Source organism: Marinomonas sp. KMM3893 (genome assembly GCF_004352855.1).
Taxonomy (GTDB): domain Bacteria; phylum Pseudomonadota; class Gammaproteobacteria; order Pseudomonadales; family Marinomonadaceae; genus Marinomonas; species Marinomonas arenicola.
This window is the reverse complement of the sequence record NZ_SJSC01000002.1, coordinates 87,671-102,947: the sequence shown is the minus strand read 5'-3', so window position 1 is coordinate 102,947 and position 15,277 is coordinate 87,671. Positions and strand designations below refer to the sequence as shown.

The 15,277-nt window shown below is 46.0% G+C and carries 14 protein-coding genes; 4 read left to right on the top strand and 10 right to left on the bottom strand.

The annotated features are described in order from the left end of the window. Nucleotides 1–77 precede the first annotated feature (77 nt). Entirely contained in the window at nt 78–854 is a 777-nt protein-coding gene (locus tag E0D71_RS04970) for an AraC family transcriptional regulator (RefSeq protein WP_133002219.1), read from the bottom strand. Between the two features lie 175 nt (nt 855–1,029). After that, nucleotides 1,030–1,989: an NADPH:quinone reductase gene (locus E0D71_RS04965; RefSeq protein WP_133002218.1), complete on the bottom strand. Its 960-nt coding sequence runs from the start codon at nt 1,987–1,989 to the stop codon at nt 1,030–1,032. A gap of 373 nt (nt 1,990–2,362) precedes the next feature. Between E0D71_RS04965 and phoU the strand changes: the two genes are divergently transcribed. Together phoU and E0D71_RS04955 are read left to right on the top strand one after the other, a co-directional pair. Beyond that, the gene (phoU, locus tag E0D71_RS04960; protein WP_133002217.1) at nt 2,363–3,073 is read left to right on the top strand and encodes a phosphate signaling complex protein PhoU; all 711 of its coding nucleotides are present in this window, start codon (nt 2,363–2,365) and stop codon (nt 3,071–3,073) included. 183 nt (nt 3,074–3,256) lie between these two features. Continuing rightward, nucleotides 3,257–3,757 (top strand): GAF domain-containing protein, encoded by a 501-nt coding sequence (locus E0D71_RS04955; protein ID WP_133002216.1) that lies wholly within the window; start codon nt 3,257–3,259, stop codon nt 3,755–3,757. 100 nt (nt 3,758–3,857) lie between these two features. Here the strand turns inward: E0D71_RS04955 and E0D71_RS04950 are convergent, their stop codons facing one another. From E0D71_RS04950 to E0D71_RS04920, 7 genes are all read right to left on the bottom strand, one after another. After that, a complete protein-coding gene (locus E0D71_RS04950) occupies nt 3,858–5,654 on the bottom strand; it encodes an ATP-binding protein (protein ID WP_133002215.1) in 1,797 nt (598 codons plus the stop codon). 3 nt (nt 5,655–5,657) lie between these two features. Beyond that, entirely contained in the window at nt 5,658–6,176 is a 519-nt protein-coding gene (locus tag E0D71_RS04945) for a hypothetical protein (RefSeq protein ID WP_133002214.1), read from the bottom strand. 147 nt (nt 6,177–6,323) lie between these two features. Further along, on the bottom strand, nt 6,324–7,328 hold the full coding sequence (oppF, locus tag E0D71_RS04940; protein WP_133002213.1) for a murein tripeptide/oligopeptide ABC transporter ATP binding protein OppF: 1,005 nt from the start codon (nt 7,326–7,328) through the stop codon (nt 6,324–6,326). Continuing rightward, nucleotides 7,325–8,335: an oligopeptide ABC transporter ATP-binding protein OppD gene (gene oppD, locus E0D71_RS04935; RefSeq protein WP_133002212.1), complete on the bottom strand. Its 1,011-nt coding sequence runs from the start codon at nt 8,333–8,335 to the stop codon at nt 7,325–7,327. The genes oppF and oppD overlap by 4 nt, the downstream gene beginning before the upstream one ends. A gap of 9 nt (nt 8,336–8,344) precedes the next feature. Next, nucleotides 8,345–9,271, bottom strand: coding sequence for an oligopeptide ABC transporter permease OppC (gene oppC, locus E0D71_RS04930; RefSeq protein WP_133002211.1), 927 nt, complete (start codon nt 9,269–9,271; stop codon nt 8,345–8,347). An 11-nt stretch (nt 9,272–9,282) separates the two neighbouring features. After that, entirely contained in the window at nt 9,283–10,203 is a 921-nt protein-coding gene (oppB, locus tag E0D71_RS04925; protein WP_133002210.1) for an oligopeptide ABC transporter permease OppB, read from the bottom strand. Nucleotides 10,204–10,306: 103 nt separating this feature from the next. Then, nucleotides 10,307–11,929, bottom strand: coding sequence for an ABC transporter substrate-binding protein (locus E0D71_RS04920; RefSeq protein WP_133002209.1), 1,623 nt, complete (start codon nt 11,927–11,929; stop codon nt 10,307–10,309). Between the two features lie 327 nt (nt 11,930–12,256). Here E0D71_RS04920 and cysZ point away from each other — a divergent pair, with 327 nt between their 5' ends. Then, complete coding sequence (cysZ, locus tag E0D71_RS04915; RefSeq protein ID WP_133002208.1) at nt 12,257–13,036, top strand: sulfate transporter CysZ; 780 nt, start codon at nt 12,257–12,259, stop codon at nt 13,034–13,036. Then, nucleotides 13,036–13,890 (top strand): response regulator, encoded by an 855-nt coding sequence (locus tag E0D71_RS04910; RefSeq protein WP_133002207.1) that lies wholly within the window; start codon nt 13,036–13,038, stop codon nt 13,888–13,890. The genes cysZ and E0D71_RS04910 overlap by 1 nt, the downstream gene beginning before the upstream one ends. Before the next feature lie 47 nt (nt 13,891–13,937). Here E0D71_RS04910 and phoR read toward each other — a convergent pair whose 3' ends face one another. Then, nucleotides 13,938–15,275 (bottom strand): phosphate regulon sensor histidine kinase PhoR, encoded by a 1,338-nt coding sequence (gene phoR / locus E0D71_RS04905; protein WP_133002206.1) that lies wholly within the window; start codon nt 15,273–15,275, stop codon nt 13,938–13,940. Between the last annotated feature and the right edge of the window lie 2 nt (nt 15,276–15,277).

The window sequence follows — 15,277 nt, the reverse complement described above, 5'->3', positions numbered from 1 at the left end:
GCTTACGAATGGTGCGCAAGTGGTTTTTAGATATTGTCATTTAGCGAAATGGAATATTTTCCAAAAAAGTGGAAATATTAACTTTTTGGAAATTGTTTTTGATAACGCAGTGGCGTAATCCCCAATGTTTGAGAAAACACATTCGTCATTGCGCTTTGACTTGAGAAACCACACATCTCTGCCACTTGAATAGGCGGAAACCCTTCGCTCAATAATTTTTGAGCGCGTTCTAAGCGCTTGCGCATTAAATATTGGTGAGGCGTCATACCGGTTCGTTCTTTAAAGCGTTCGTGAAATTGGCTCACACTTAAGAAACAAAAATTGGCTAACTGACTAATATGAACACGGCGCGATAAGTTGAGCTCGATAAACTGATCCAGCTTAGTAATGTCCAGCTGGTTGCCTCGGACTCTTACGTCTTTGTTATTCGTCAACTGATGGCGAATAGCGCTGAGTAAGGTGTTACCACAGGCTCGGGCTAACATTGGGTCGTTTGGGTATTGTTGTAGCTCGCCAGATAAGGCGGAGGCTAGAATTTGTAATCTAGGATTTAATTGAAAGTAGGCCGCTTGGTCAAAGAGCCGTGACACTATCTCATATTCTTCGTCGGTAATGGCTTTTTGTGGTGGAATAGGAAGGTTAACCACCATGATCTGATTGTCGCCTAGGCCCGCAAAGGCATGACTGTTTTCAGACGGCAAAATACAGCCACCACCAGTAGGAAGCTGTCTGCTTTTACCCTCAATATCGAAGTCGGTCTTACCATCAACCACCACCACAAGTTGATGGTAATCATGGTCGTGAGTATCGGCTTCATTAGGCAAACTGAAAACGTCAGATTCAGAAGAAGTCAAAGTACATAAACTCATCAATATAGTAGTGGAAAATAATCCCAAGTATAGCTGTCTTAATAGGCCTTTAGTAGAGGGGAGATGATGAGATTTATTCAGTCCGTTAGTTCGTTCTCACGGTGTTGCGTGATAGTAAAGACACCTTATTGATCTATAAGGTGTCTTCGGTCGGTAATGGCTAGTTAACTTGAACCACTAAGTTGCCTAATGCGCCTGATAATAAGACGTCATCGTGCGCTTGTGCGAGTTCGGTTAATGGGTAACTTTTACGAACGACGGGTTTTAATACGCCTTTTTGAAACAGCGGCAGCATGCTTTTGGCAATAAGTTGTAGATCTTTTGGTTGAGCATTTGCCAAGGCGACACCAATAACTGAGGCGTCACGAGCCATTAAGTCTCTAGGGTTAATCTCCACGGTTCCTCGGTTGCCAACAACGGCCACACAACCACCAAAAGCCAAGGCTTTTAAATCTTGATCTAGGTTGTGATTGGCGAGCATCTCAATGATCACATTAAAGCCGTTTTCAAGTGACTGAAAAGGCGCTAAATGATTGTCTTCATTGTGCAAGATGACGTTCGTCACACCCAGTTGATTAAGCAGTTCAACACCCGCTTGAGTGCCTGCGCTGGCAACAACTTCCATTCCTGCGGCTAACGCAAGTTGTACTGCTGCCGTACCAACGGCGCCAGTGGCTCCATGGATCAATACTTTGTCGCCGGCTTTTGCTTGCGCACGTCCAAACAGTGCGCGATGCGCCGTTGTGAAAGGAACACCAAGGCAAGCACCTTCTTCAAAGCTTAGGCAGTCCGCCAGAGGGAACAGTCTATCTGGCGCACAAATGGTGTATTCAGCGGCAGAACCGCCTAGGTTGCGGCTAAAATACACGCGTTGTCCGACGGTAAAACCAACAACGTTTGCGCCCACTTCCATAACGGTACCGGCACCGTCTGAACCTGGTGTATGAGGAAAGGTCGCAGAATAATTATTTACGCCTGAGCGAATGTAAGTATCGACAGGGTTGACGCCGGCCGCGCCGACTTTTACCAATACCTGATCTGCATTTATTGTTGGCGTGTCAACGTCAACCAATGTTAGATCGCTTGCTGGGCCATAATTCATTATCTGCATTGCTTTCATAAAACTCTCGCTTATCACCGTAGTTGTAATTGTTGTTTACGTAGAATATTACTGTATGGAAACAGTCTATGGGATATCGGAATATATGGGAATCTTCTTATGATGAGAAATAGTCCCTGAGCGGTGTGCTGGAAAGTCTATTTTTAACATTTCTGTAACACAGTGGCGTTATAGTTCGGGCTTAATATGAGTAGTCTGGTGATAGAGTAAGCAAATATCTTATATTGGTGTTCTGTTTATTTTCTTGGGAAGGACTGCTTAATGGCTTTTTAAGCCTTGATGAAAAACCAAACGCTAAAGCAATACAGTCAATCAACGGGTTTCCATTAAACCGCATTACAGTCATTAAGGCATCGAGGCGGAAGGACTAATTATGAAAGAACTAACATCAGATCACACATCGAAACAGTTTAACAACGAGCTGGAAGCTTTACGTCAGCACTTTCTGACGATGGGTGGTGTGGTTGAATTACAAGTACAGAATGCCGTTCAAGCTTTGATTGATAGCAATGGTTCTTTAGCTGAAGATGTGAAAGACAAAGACGCTACGGTAAACGAGCTGGATGGCATCATCGATCAGGAATGTAACCGTATACTGGCAAAACGTCAGCCAGCCGCTGGTGACTTACGCATGGTCTTATCCATCAGTAAAGCTGTCAGTGAGCTTGAACGTATGGGTGATGAAGCGAAGAAAATTGCACGATTAACGCTGAAATTGATTGATGAAGGTGAGTCTCCTCGCGGTTATGTAGAGATCAACCGTATTGGTCAAATGGTGTCACGTATGATTCGCGATACCTTGGATGCTTATGCCCGTTTAGACATCGATGCCGCGATTGCCGTTGTAAAACAAGACCACTCGGTGGACCAAGAATACAAAACGGCGTTGCGTTCTTTGGCTACTTACATGATGGAAGACCCTCGCAGTATTTCTCGTGTATTGAACGTTATCTGGGTCTTACGCTCCTTAGAGCGAATTGGCGATTACTCACGTCATGTATGCCAGCATTTGGTGTTTATGGTGAAAGGGGTGGATGTTCGTCATACGCCAGCCCATGAGATTGCTGCCCAAGTAAACCAGTAATCACCTTGTTATATTGATCGCTTGTTTTGATGAGTATGAGTTGCTCTAGGTCGCGTTGTGACCAAGGGCAGCTTTTCCCTATCGCGCCTCTCAATTCCCCATTCTTTTACGTATTTCATATTGGTTCTTGATCTGACTTTGCCTATCATTCGATGATTATTTTCATTGATTAGGTAAGCACCCATGTTTGAGATAGACGTCAACTCGAATAGCACACCTGAAGTGTATTATCAGGAATTGAACGACCAGTTGGCCGGCTTGTTGACGGGGGAGCGTGATTTGATCTGCAACGCCGCTCAGTTTTCTGCGTTTATTATGCAAACGGTAGCGGATTTAAATTGGGCGGGTTTTTACTTTGCCCGCAACGAAGCGCTGGTTTTAGGGCCTTATGTTGGCAAAGTAGCGTGCACTCGGATACCTTTTGGACGAGGCGTATGTGGCGCCGCTGCCTTACACCAAGAAACCCAACGCGTTGAAGATGTGCATGCCTTCTCAGGCCACATCGCGTGTGATTCCGCGTCGGCGTCTGAAGTGGTTATCCCGGTTGTGGTTGAGGGGCGCTTAGTGGGAGTGTTTGATATGGACAGCCCATCAACAGCACGCTTCTCGGCAACGGATCAAATCGGTTTAGAGAGATTGGTTGACACGTTTGTGGCCGCAACGGATTTCACTTGGTCGCTGTAAGATAAGGTGTTGTTACGCGCTTTGGCCTTGCTTGAAGAATGAGGTTGCTGCCCGCCACACTGGCGGCCATAGCGCGGTGAGATAAGACATTAAGACAATGCTATGAGCGCTGGAAAAAGTGCTTGATGCGTATGTTTAGCTGAGATTGCGTTAGGGGAAAAGTGATACTTTGCGCGCTCGCTAAGTAAGGGCAGTGTTCTGCATCCAGCTCAAGGAGATGATCGTATAAAACCAGCGCGCCATTTTTTTGCCATTGTAGAATACTGGCTTCTGTTTCTGGGCTGATCAAGTCAGGTTCAGTGATGATCACCAGATCAATTTCCTCTTCTTCGTGATGAGGGCCTTCCGAATAGTATCCCGCCTCAATATTCAAATCCCCTAATTGCATGCGTAGAAATTGGGCTAAATGCATGTCTTTGGTGAAAATAAGCGCTCTTTTTTGCAAAGAACAAACGAAAGTCTCTCTCTCTTCTGTGTGCTCTTGGTCTGTCTCATAAGGAATATCAACCCAGAACTCGGTTCCCGTATTGGGTTCGCTCGAGAAGTGAATGTCGCCCCCCATTAAGTGAACGAGCTGATAGCAAAGGGACAGACCCAGCCCAATGTCGCTTTGTAATATAGAGTGCTGGTCATTTTGTGTTAGAGGAGACGAGCGTAAGTGTTTTTGAAGCGAGTTTTCTAACCCAAAGCCCGTGTCTTTTATGGCTATTTGTAACATAGCAAAGCGATTGCCCCCGTTGCTGTTCTGCGGGGGCGCCAAGCTAGAAGGTCTGACATGAATGCTAATGCTGCCTTTTGAGGTATGGCTAATGGCGTTTTGCAGTAGCTCTAAGAGGATTTCCTTTATGCGTTTGAAGTCTAGATTGATCATGGAGGGTAAGGCAGGATCAATATAGCTCACTAATTTTAAGCCTTTGGGTTGTAATTTATGGGCGAAAATATGCACATAGTCGTCGAGGTTCTTTTGCAATGATTCGGTGGTTGTCACCAAGTTGAGCTTTTGCGCGTCCATCAAGACCAAATCAGAAAACATATTAATCGTATGCAGCAGCTCATTTGCCGATTCTTTAACGTTCGTTGAGAAGGTGGGGCTGGAGCCGTTGTTTTTGCCTGCTGAGCTGGAGGGTTGCCCTAATAACGCCTGGATTTGAGGTCGTGTTTCTTGCACGACAAGCGCCAATATTTTGGCTTTTTCATCATGAATATCTTGAACTTCTTGAACCAACTGTTGGTTTTTTTTCTGATTCTTTCTGAACACAGATAAGCCTTTCACAATGCAAAAGCAGAGTAAAAACAAGCTCGCAAGAAAGCACACCATGAGGATGCGGACGCGTTCTAGGTTGTCCCCTAGGGCGCGTCTTTGTCGGGCGATGTATTTATTGGTGCCTTGACTGACTAGTACGGTAAATTCGTTAACCTGGTTATCGAGTCGCTTTAACCGAGTCGTCATATCATTGAGATAGGAAAGGTCGCCTTCTTCGATTTTCGACAGGTTTAAACTGATCAGCTCCAGTTCACCAGTAATGATATTGAGCAGGCGTACGGTTCTGCCACCGGTTAAGCCGCGAATCAGATAACCCACTTCACCGTTACGTAACAGGTCGACACGGCTCATTAATAGATCGTATTGCGCATAGGCAGCGCCGTTTAGAGGCAGATCGTTTTTATCGAGTTCTACCAGATAGTTAAGAAAGCGATAGGACTGCAACTGAAACTGTAACGAGTTCCAAAGAGAGTCTTCATAAATTCGTTGCTTGGTCGCTTGTGAGCCATCGCTAGAATAGATAACAAGACTGAAGGAGAGTAATAGAGTGCTAATGAAAAAAGTGGCTAACCCGTAAAGGTACCAGTGCTGCAATTTAGGCGGAAAGAGTTTTTGCATAAATCGCGTTAGCATATTTTATTCTTCCTGAGCGCTATTGGTGAGTACCTTGATCGAGCTGACTTGCCAAATGGCTCGCCAATAGTAAACCTCATTGCGCAAATGCTCATTATCATCAAATGGGTAGAGCACCATTATTGGCCCTAGGTTTCTGATACTAATGTTTTTACCGTCTTTTTTAATGGCAAAAATAGCGCCGTACTTCACAAAATCGCTAACTGGAATATCAATGACATACTGATTAAGCGCCCTGATTCTTAACGTGGCGCCTGTGCCACCCACTAGCTTTAGTAAGTCCATGGCGGAAAAGCCAATATAGTCGTGTGGGCGTTCGTTTTTGCTAACCCAACCCATGGTTGTGGTGAGCTTATGCTGAGGCAAGGCCTCCAGCATTTTTCTGTCGAGTTGTGCGCTGTCGCCAACGTTCGTATTGGCGACATTACCCGTTAAGGTTAATAGTACGGGTCCAGTAGGCTGAGGCAGTGCAAACACTGGTGTGACGAAAAGTAGCATCACAGATAATAGAAATGCACGCATACATAGATCCCTTATGATTTAGTCATTCTTCATCATAACAAAGTGCGGACAATTTGCAGAGAACGTGATTGAGCACAATAACGTCTATGGTTATAACAAACGCCCAGTAAGTTATATAGGGCGCTGTTAGGAGAGAGTCAAGCTTGGTTACGCAAGTTCAGCAAGGCGAATGCATGCCGCTTGGTGTTGGTCTGATAGCTTTTCGAGAACCGGTTTTTGCTGGGTACATTCTTCATTCGCATGCGGACAGCGAGTACGAAAGACACAGCCTGATGGTGGATTGATCGGGGAGGGGAGGTCGCCGAGAAGGAGTTGGATCTTTTTGTTTCTCTCATGCTTAGGGTCTGGCACTGGCACGGCAGATAACAAGGCCTGGGTGTATGGATGACGAGGGTTATCATACAGAGCATGCTTGCTTGCCAATTCGACTGCGTTGCCAAGATACATCACAAGAACACGGTCTGATATGTGTTTTACGACACTCAAATCATGAGCGATAAAGACCAAGGACAAACTCATTTCTGCTTGGAGCTCTTTAAGCAAATTTACGACCTGCGCCTGAATAGACACATCCAATGCCGACACGGGTTCGTCACAGACCACCAATTTGGGTTTGAGAATCAAAGCGCGAGCAATGCCGATGCGTTGGCACTGGCCGCCAGAGAACTCATGAGGGTAGCGGTTAATGACATTGGGCAATAAGCCAACACGGTCCATGATAGCGCGTACCTGATCTTTCACTTCCTGCTTGGACAGATGAGGCTTAAAGGTGCGTAATGGCTCTGCAATGATGTCACCGACTGTCATGCGTGGGTTCAATGACGCCAACGGATCTTGGAAGATCATTTGCAGTTCTTGGCGTTTGTCGCGCATTTGTTTTTTGTCGAGGTCGGTTAGGTCTTGTCCTAGCCAAACAACATGACCTTCGGTAATCGGCACAAGGCGCAATAACGCGCGTGCTAGCGTGGATTTACCACAGCCTGATTCGCCTACGACGCCTAGGGTTTCGCCTTCAAAAATGGTCAAGTCGACACCATCGACGGCTTTTAACGTTTGGCCTTTTTGCCACGGCCATGCGTTATCAGATTTGACATTAAAATGGACTTTTAGATCTTCTACTTTCATCAATACAGTGTTGGTTGCGTTATTCATACAGCCTGCTCCCAATGAATCGGTTTATGACAAGCGCGCAATTTTCCTGCTTGGTACTCTTCTAGCGTGGGTGCTTCTTTACGACAGCGGTCCTCTGCGTGCTGGCAGCGTTCTTGGAATGGGCAACCAGTGGGTAGGTTTAATAAATTGGGTGGGTTGCCTGCGATGGTGGCCAACGTGCCCTCATTGCTATCGAGACGAGGAATCGCCTCTAATAAGCCTTGCGTATAAGGGTGAGTCGGATGGTAGAAAATATCGTCTGTTAGGCCATATTCCATGGTACGACCCGCGTACATCACCAGTACCTTGTCGCAGAGCCCAGCCACCACACCTAAATCGTGGGTGATCATAATAATGGAGGTATCGAACTCCGCTTTCAGTTCATTTAAGAGCGTCAAAATCTGCGCCTGTACTGTTACATCAAGCGCCGTTGTTGGTTCATCGGCGATGAGCAATTTCGGCTGGCATAATAGCGCCATTGCTATCATCACTCGTTGGCGCATGCCGCCTGAAAACTCATGAGGATACATCTTCATCCGCTTACGGGCTTCTGGCATCTTGACCGCGTCGAGCATCTTCACAGACGCCTCAAACGCATCGGCTTTGCTCATGCCTTTGTGCAAAATCAGCACTTCCATTAATTGCTGACCGACTTTCATGTAAGGGTTTAATGACGTCATAGGGTCTTGGAAAATCATCGCAATTTTTTCCGAACGGATCTTATTCATTGCCTTTTCATTTAGGCTAAGAATGTTCTGTCCTTCAAAGCGAGCTTCGCCTTCGATTAGGCCATTACCGGCGAGCAACCCCATGAGTGCAAAGGCGGTTTGGCTTTTGCCTGAACCGGATTCACCAACGATGCCAAGTGTTTCGCCTTGAGCGAGATTGAAATTAAGGTCGTTGACGGCGGTTACTTGGCCATCTGGTGTAGTGAAATTGACCCTCAGATGGTCGACTTCTAGAATATTGTTGGTCGCCTGTTTGGGCGTATTGTTCAAGGATGTCATGGTCGCCTCCTAGCGGTCTTTTGGATCTAGAGCGTCGCGTAAACCGTCGCCTAGGAAGTTAAAACAAAACAGGGTGACGACCAAAAAGGCCAAGGGCCAAGCTAGCTGCCAAACAGCAATTTCCATGTTTGGAGCGCCTTCTGAAATCAAGGCTCCCCAGCTTGTCATTGGCTCTTGTACGCCAAGCCCTAAGAAGCTAATAAAGGACTCTAGGAGAATCATATTCGGCACCAATAAGGTCGCGTAAATGATCACCACGCCCAACACATTTGGCACGATATGACGCAAAATGATTTTGGGTGTGGAGACACCACAAGCGTAAGCGGCTTCAATGTATTCCTTGTTTTTTAAACTTAAGGTTTGGCCGCGAACGATCCTCGCCATGTCCAACCAAGAAACGGCGCCAATGGCGACGAAGATCAATAAAATATGACGACCGAATACCGTCATCATAATGATCACGAAAAACATAAAAGGAAACGAGTTAAGGATTTCAAGAAAACGCATCATCACACTGTCTACGCGGCCGCCCATATAGCCAGATGTGGCGCCATATAGAGTGCCAATGACGATGGCGACAAAGCTGCCGAGCACCCCGACCATTAAGGATATTTGACCGCCTTGCATGGTGCGTACAAAGATATCTCGGCCTAGTGGGTCGGTGCCAAAATAATGCCCTGAGGCGATGCTAGGGCTGCCTAATGTTGAGATATCGGAGAGGGCTTCCCAGTCGATATCAGCGTAATTCCATTGGCTTAATATAGGGCCAAAGATGGACAATCCGGCGATTATCGACAGTATGATTAAGCTAATTACCGCGGCTTTATTACTGAAAAAACGACGTCGAGCATCCTGCCATAAGCTGCGGCCTTCTACTTCGACAACCTGCTCGGCGAATTGTGTTACGGCCGTTATATTTTCTTTATTTGTTATCATGGTGACGTGCTCTAGTAACGAATTTTTGGGTCAATGAAGACATAAACGATGTCGACAATGGCGTTAAAAAGAATGGTCAACGTGCCGATCAAAATGGTGATGCCCATGACCATAGAGTAATCACGATTGATCGCACCATTTACGAAATGCTGGCCAATGCCCCCGGTACCAAAAAACTGATCCACCACCACGGAGCCGGTGATAATGCCGACAAAAGCCGGGCCTAGATAAGACACCACAGGCAGCATCGCTGGGCGCAGTGCATGACGAATAATAATGTGCGACTTCGGCAGGCCTTTTGCTCTGGCGGTACGGATGAAGTTGGAATGCATGGTTTCTATCATGCTGCCGCGAGTGATACGGGCAATTTGTGCAATGTAGCTGGTGGACATGGCAATAACAGGCATGATCAAGTAAGGCCAAGCTCCGCCATTCCAACCACCGGCTGGCAACCAGTGATAATGAATGGAGAAAAAGAGAATGCACAAGGGGGCAATTACAAAGTTTGGCAGTACCATGCCGATGTTGGCAAAGGCCATCACCCCATAGTCGAGCAAAGAGTTTTGACGCAATGCGGCAAACACACCACATAACACACCGATAGAGACAGCAACGACAAAAGACCAAAAGCCGATTTCAGCAGAGACTGGAAAGCTTTGTGCGACCAATTGGTTGATGGTGAAGTCGGTGAAACGAAAGGAATACCCTAAGTTGCCGTGCAGCAGATCCCAAAGGTAATGAAAATATTGACTCATTAGGGATTCATTCATGTGGTACTTGGCTTGCAAATTTGCCAACACGGCGGGCGGCACACCACGCTCTGAGGTAAACGGGCTGCCCGGAGCAAAGTGCATTAAAAAGAACGAAAGAGTCACTAAAGCAAGCAGCGTAGGAATCGCTTCAAGCAAGCGCTTAATAATAAATCTGAGCATAAAAAACACCTGATTAGGTCGCCGCTAGGCGGCTAATACTAGGAACCGTTAATTGGGAGTAAATACCCAGCGCATGACTGCGCTGGGAGAGGTCGAAGCAATCTTAATGGGCGATGATGTACATATCGCGAGTGTAGATATTGTCTTCAAGGTTGGGTTGGTAACCGCCGACGTAGGTTTTCACTAGGCGTTTGATTGAGTATTGGTAAATAGGCGCAACGGCCATGTCTTTATCAATCACTAAATCTTCTGCTTTTTGATAGAAGGGCGCAGGGTCCTTCGCTTTGGCCGCTTGTGCCATATAACCATCGTATTCTGGGTTGTTGTAATGGGCGTTGTTACTGGTATTGGTAGATTTAAACAAATCCAAGAAAGTAGAGGCTTCGTTGTAATCACCTACCCAACCATCACGCGCTACGCCAAAGTTGCCTAGGTTACGAGTGTCGATGAAGGTTTTCCATTCTTGGTTTTCAAGTGTTGCGTTGACTCCCAAGGTTTTTTTCCACATGGACGCCACCGCGATGGCAATTTTCTTATGGCCATCGTTGGTGTTGTACAACAAGGTGAAATCAAGTGGGTTGTTCTTATCGTAACCGGCTTCTTTCAGCAGTTCTTTTGCTTTTGCATTACGTTCAGCTTGTGTCCACTTCGCGTATTCAGGCTGTTTTGCTTTAAAACCATCAACAGAAGGAGGCGTAAATGTATAGGCTGGGATCTCCCCAACGCCAGTGACGTATTTGGTGATGATAGTACGGTCGATCGCGTAAGAAAGCGCTTTACGGACTCGAACATCATCAAAAGGCGGTTTTTGGTTGTTAAAGTCGTAGTAGTAGGCCGCTAATTGCGGTGTGACTTTTACTTCGTCCGGCGTGGTTTTCAATAATTCTTTGTAGCGGTTAGTCGGAATACCTGAAAAAGAGGTAACATCCAAATCCCCAGCTTGGTAACGGCTGAACTCGACGGTTGAATCTTTAATCGGTAAGACAGTCACCTTGTTAATAATGGTTTTTTTGTCGTTCCAGTAATCATGGTTACGGACAAACACCATTTTCTCATTAACAATCCAAGTGTCTAACTTGTAAGCGCCGTTGCTGACCAAGTTGCCTGGTTTCGTCCAGTTGTCACCAAATTTTTCAATGGCTTTTTTGGGCGCTGGGTACATGGCCGAGTTCACGGTCATTTTAACGAAGTAAGGTACTGGATGATCTAGAGTGACTTGGAAAGTGTATTTATCCAGTGCTTTAACCCCCATGTCAGCCGGTTTAGCCTTACCGTCGATGATGTTTTGCGCATTAATGATACCAGCAAGGGCCGCGTACCAAGAGTAAACAGAGGCGGTTTTTGGGTCGACAAGGCGCTGGAAGCCATACACAAAGTCATTGGCTGTGACTGGGGTGCCGTCGGACCATTTTGCATCGTGACGTAAGTTAAAAGTGTAAACGGTATTGTCGTCATTTACCGTATAGCCTGTGGCCACGCCAGGTACTAGCTTGCCACCTTCGCCTTCACTGTAAAGTCCTTCAAAAAGATCTTTAGCGCGAAGAGAACCAGGCGTTCCTTGGATCTTCTGCGGATCTAGTGTCGCTGGTTCTCCTTCACCGCCTTTTACTAATTCTTGTTTGTCCGCTAGCTTTACACCCGCCGGCACATCGGCTGCGTGTACTTGCATAGCGGTAAACGATGCTGCGATAACCGCACTCGCAAGTAACGTTTTTGTCATTTTCATAGTGTTCCCTTCGTAGTTAACTTTTGTTTATGTATTTTTATAATGGTAGCCGTGCATCGCATGGCATTAAGCGACTGCTGAGCTTTCATAGTTCATCAATTTACAAAAGGTCACAATCGAAATTCCGCATCAAGCTATGCGTCAAATAAACGCTGGGGATAAAATCGACCTTGTTTAAGCCGGTTAAAAAGACGCTTTTCAAGCGGCTTAAGGGGGAAATAGCGGCGTGTCATCTGGATAGTCGAGACTCTGTATGGAGCCCATGATAAGCGCGTGTTACTCTCTGAGGATTGATGATAAAAATTGACTAAATTTAAGGTAGGAAGAGTGATTACACAGCCATTTAAGGCCGCAGGTGCGTTTTTGAAAGCATTACCTTTGGCCGTTTCACCTGGGTTGAGAATATTTATTGTGGTGCCCTTGTTAGCAAACTTTGCCTTAATGGCTCTGCTTTACATGGTGGCATTGAGTTATTTCAATGATCTGATTACCATCGCGATGGATTATCTACCCGGTTGGCTGGCCTTTTTGCACTGGTTGTTCTATCTGATTTTTGCCGCCATTATCACAGTGTTACTGTTTTACAGCTTCTCGGTTGGTATCAACATCTTGGCCGCGCCTTTTATGGCGTTTCTTGCCGAAAAAGTGGAAGAGCGTCAAACCGGAAAAGTATTCGATGAGGCGCTTAATGCCAAAGCCATATTGGTGATGACGGGACGAACGTTACAGCGTGAACTGCAAAAAATACTGTATTTCTTACCGCGTTTTATTCTACTGCTGATGCTGTCATTTATTCCCCTCGTCAATGTTGTTGCGCCTGTCTTGCTCTTACTCTTTTCTGCTTGGATGCTATCGTTGCAATATATGGATTATGCCTTTGATAACAATAAGGTAGCCTTTCACGATATGCGTCAGATGTTGCGCACTAAACCTTTGTTATGTTGGACATTCGGTGGCATCGTTATGGTGTGTCTAACGATACCTTTGCTTAACTTATTTGTGATGCCGATTGCGGTGGTTGCCGCGACTTTATTGTGGATTTCGGTATTTAGACCACAACACGGAGATGTGTCTTCGTTAGTGGGCCGTACGAGTGGACTTTTATAATGTCGATAAAAATTCTTGTCGTGGATGACGCGTCCTTTACCCGTGATTTGATCAAACGAACAATACGCCAGCAATTCCCAGCGTCTGTTGTGGAAGAAGCCGTAAATGGCCGAAAAGCTCAGAAAATGCTTGAAAAAAGCCAATTTGACATGGTTTTGTGTGATTGGGAAATGCCGGAAATGACGGGTGTTGAACTGCTCAAATGGTGTCGTGAGCAGGCAAATTATAAAAAGGAAGATATCCCTTTTATTATGATTACCAGTCGTGGCGATAAAAGTAATGTGGTGGAAGCGGTGCAATCCGGGGTTACGGATTATTTAGGTAAGCCATTTTCGAGCGAACAGCTGGTTAATAAAATTTTAAGCGCGTCCAAAAAACATAAAATGGAAAGTAAGCTTGCTGCCGAAAAGCCTCGAAATGCAGCGAATGCGGCAGGACAAGGTGGTGTTGCGGCGGCTTCGATCGATGTCCTAATGGGAGCTGGCAAATCGACTCGGCCAGTACAGGCGACGAAATTTACTCATCCGGCAGCGACGGCTGTCACGAGTAAAGACGTGAAAATACCAACCATGGTGAGATTTGAAGAGAAGCAGTTTCGCTGCATGGTCATTCAGCTGAGTAAACAGGATGTGACTATTCTGATTAAGAGCGATGATGTGGTGCCTCAGGTACTAGGGCAGGCGGTATTAGATTTAGAGCTAGCTGGCCAAGTGAACCGGCTGAATTACTATATTCAATCGGTGGCCACGACAGAAAAGAAACACGACTCCACTTTTCTTACCGTGATCTTAGGGCTTATTGATCAAGATGCGGAAAAAGAGGCGTTTATTGGTAAGTTATTTAATCACTTCTAAGCGTTCATCTTATTAGAAAATGGCTCGCTTTTTAGCGGGCCATTTTTTTATTCTTCGGATATCGGGGCGCTAGAAACGGAGACAGAAGGGATGCTGTCACTGCGTACTCGGCTTGCAGGGAAATGACATGAGAAGACGCTGCCCTGATTCAAATCACTGCGGATTTGTAATTTCGCATCATGATGCATGAGCACATGTTTAACGATGGCGAGTCCGAGGCCTGTGCCTCCTGTTTTAGAGCTACGTCCCTTGTCGACACGAAAGAAGCGCTCAGTAAGGCGTGGTATGTGTCTTGGGTCAATGCCTAAGCCATTGTCTTTCACAGAGAAGACACCGTTAAACTCACTCGACTCCCATGTCACGACAATCTCTCCGCCATCAGGTGAGTACTTAATGGCATTCACAACTAGGTTAGAGAAAGCGCTATAGAGCTCATTATAGGAGCCATAGATGCGATCATTAGTGGTGATCTCAAAACGTATCTGATGTTTCTCTGAAAGAATCGGAGTGGCCATTTTTTGGATGGCTGACGAGAAATCTTGCATGGCATTCCACTGATCTTCTTCGCGTTTTTCGTTACTTTCCAACCGAGATAGCAACAATAGATCTTCGATTAAGTGTTCCATTCGAACCGACTGATCAGACATGTTTACTATGCCTTTTTGCATGCTAGGAGGCAGGTTTTCCTTGAACATGTCTAGGGTCTCTAAGTAGCCCTTGATTACGGTAAGAGGGGTTTTTAGTTCGTGAGAAGCGTTGGCAACGAAATCTTTGCGCATTTGTTCTAGCAAGTGAAGTCGGGTCACATCGCGGACAAAAATGAGATGGTCATTCTTATCATAGAGCGTGGTTTGAATTTCCAAATACACCCCTTCTTTCGCAGGGGACTTGATGATCAGCGGTTCCCCAAAACGCTTCTGTGTGAAGTAACGAAAAAAGCTGGGGTTGCGCATAATATTGGTAATGGCTTGGCCACGGTCAACCGGTCGCATGAGGCCAAAAAAATGGCCGGCGGAATTGTTCCACCATTCCAGATTTCCCTCGCTGTCTGCCATGATGACGCCTTCTTTTAGCGCCGCGGTAGAATGCTCGATTCTGGTTAATGCTTGCTGCATACGACGCTTAGATTTGCGTTGTTTTTTCTGCAAGCGATAGACGGCATCAAAGATATCCCCCCAGATACCAGATGCTTCCGGCGGTGGTGCTTTGCCGGAATAGCGTAACCAGTTATGGAATTGGTAAAGCTGATAAAGTTGGTGATAAAGAGAGCCAAGCAGATAGATTAAGACAACAAGAAAAGTCTGCTTAATAATTAACCCGATAACGACACAGGCCGCTAGCCCAAGTAGCCAGCGGATAATAGATTGTCGCCAAATGGTTTTCATAT

Bases quoted from the DNA above. Each gene is read 5' to 3' on its own strand.
- oppF (WP_133002213.1), bottom strand. From the start codon at position 7,328: ATGAATAACGCAACCAACACTGTATTGATGAAAGTAGAAGATCTAAAA.
- E0D71_RS04955 (WP_133002216.1), top strand. From the start codon at position 3,257: ATGTTTGAGATAGACGTCAACTCGAATAGCACACCTGAAGTGTATTAT.
- phoU (WP_133002217.1), top strand. From the start codon at position 2,363: ATGAAAGAACTAACATCAGATCACACATCGAAACAGTTTAACAACGAG.
- E0D71_RS04965 (WP_133002218.1), bottom strand. From the start codon at position 1,989: ATGAAAGCAATGCAGATAATGAATTATGGCCCAGCAAGCGATCTAACA.
- E0D71_RS04945 (WP_133002214.1), bottom strand. From the start codon at position 6,176: ATGCGTGCATTTCTATTATCTGTGATGCTACTTTTCGTCACACCAGTG.
- E0D71_RS04950 (WP_133002215.1), bottom strand. From the start codon at position 5,654: ATGCTAACGCGATTTATGCAAAAACTCTTTCCGCCTAAATTGCAGCAC.
- E0D71_RS04910 (WP_133002207.1), top strand. From the start codon at position 13,036: ATGTCGATAAAAATTCTTGTCGTGGATGACGCGTCCTTTACCCGTGAT.
- oppC (WP_133002211.1), bottom strand. From the start codon at position 9,271: ATGATAACAAATAAAGAAAATATAACGGCCGTAACACAATTCGCCGAG.
- oppB (WP_133002210.1), bottom strand. From the start codon at position 10,203: ATGCTCAGATTTATTATTAAGCGCTTGCTTGAAGCGATTCCTACGCTG.
- E0D71_RS04920 (WP_133002209.1), bottom strand. From the start codon at position 11,929: ATGAAAATGACAAAAACGTTACTTGCGAGTGCGGTTATCGCAGCATCG.
- phoR (WP_133002206.1), bottom strand. From the start codon at position 15,275: ATGAAAACCATTTGGCGACAATCTATTATCCGCTGGCTACTTGGGCTA.
- oppD (WP_133002212.1), bottom strand. From the start codon at position 8,335: ATGACATCCTTGAACAATACGCCCAAACAGGCGACCAACAATATTCTA.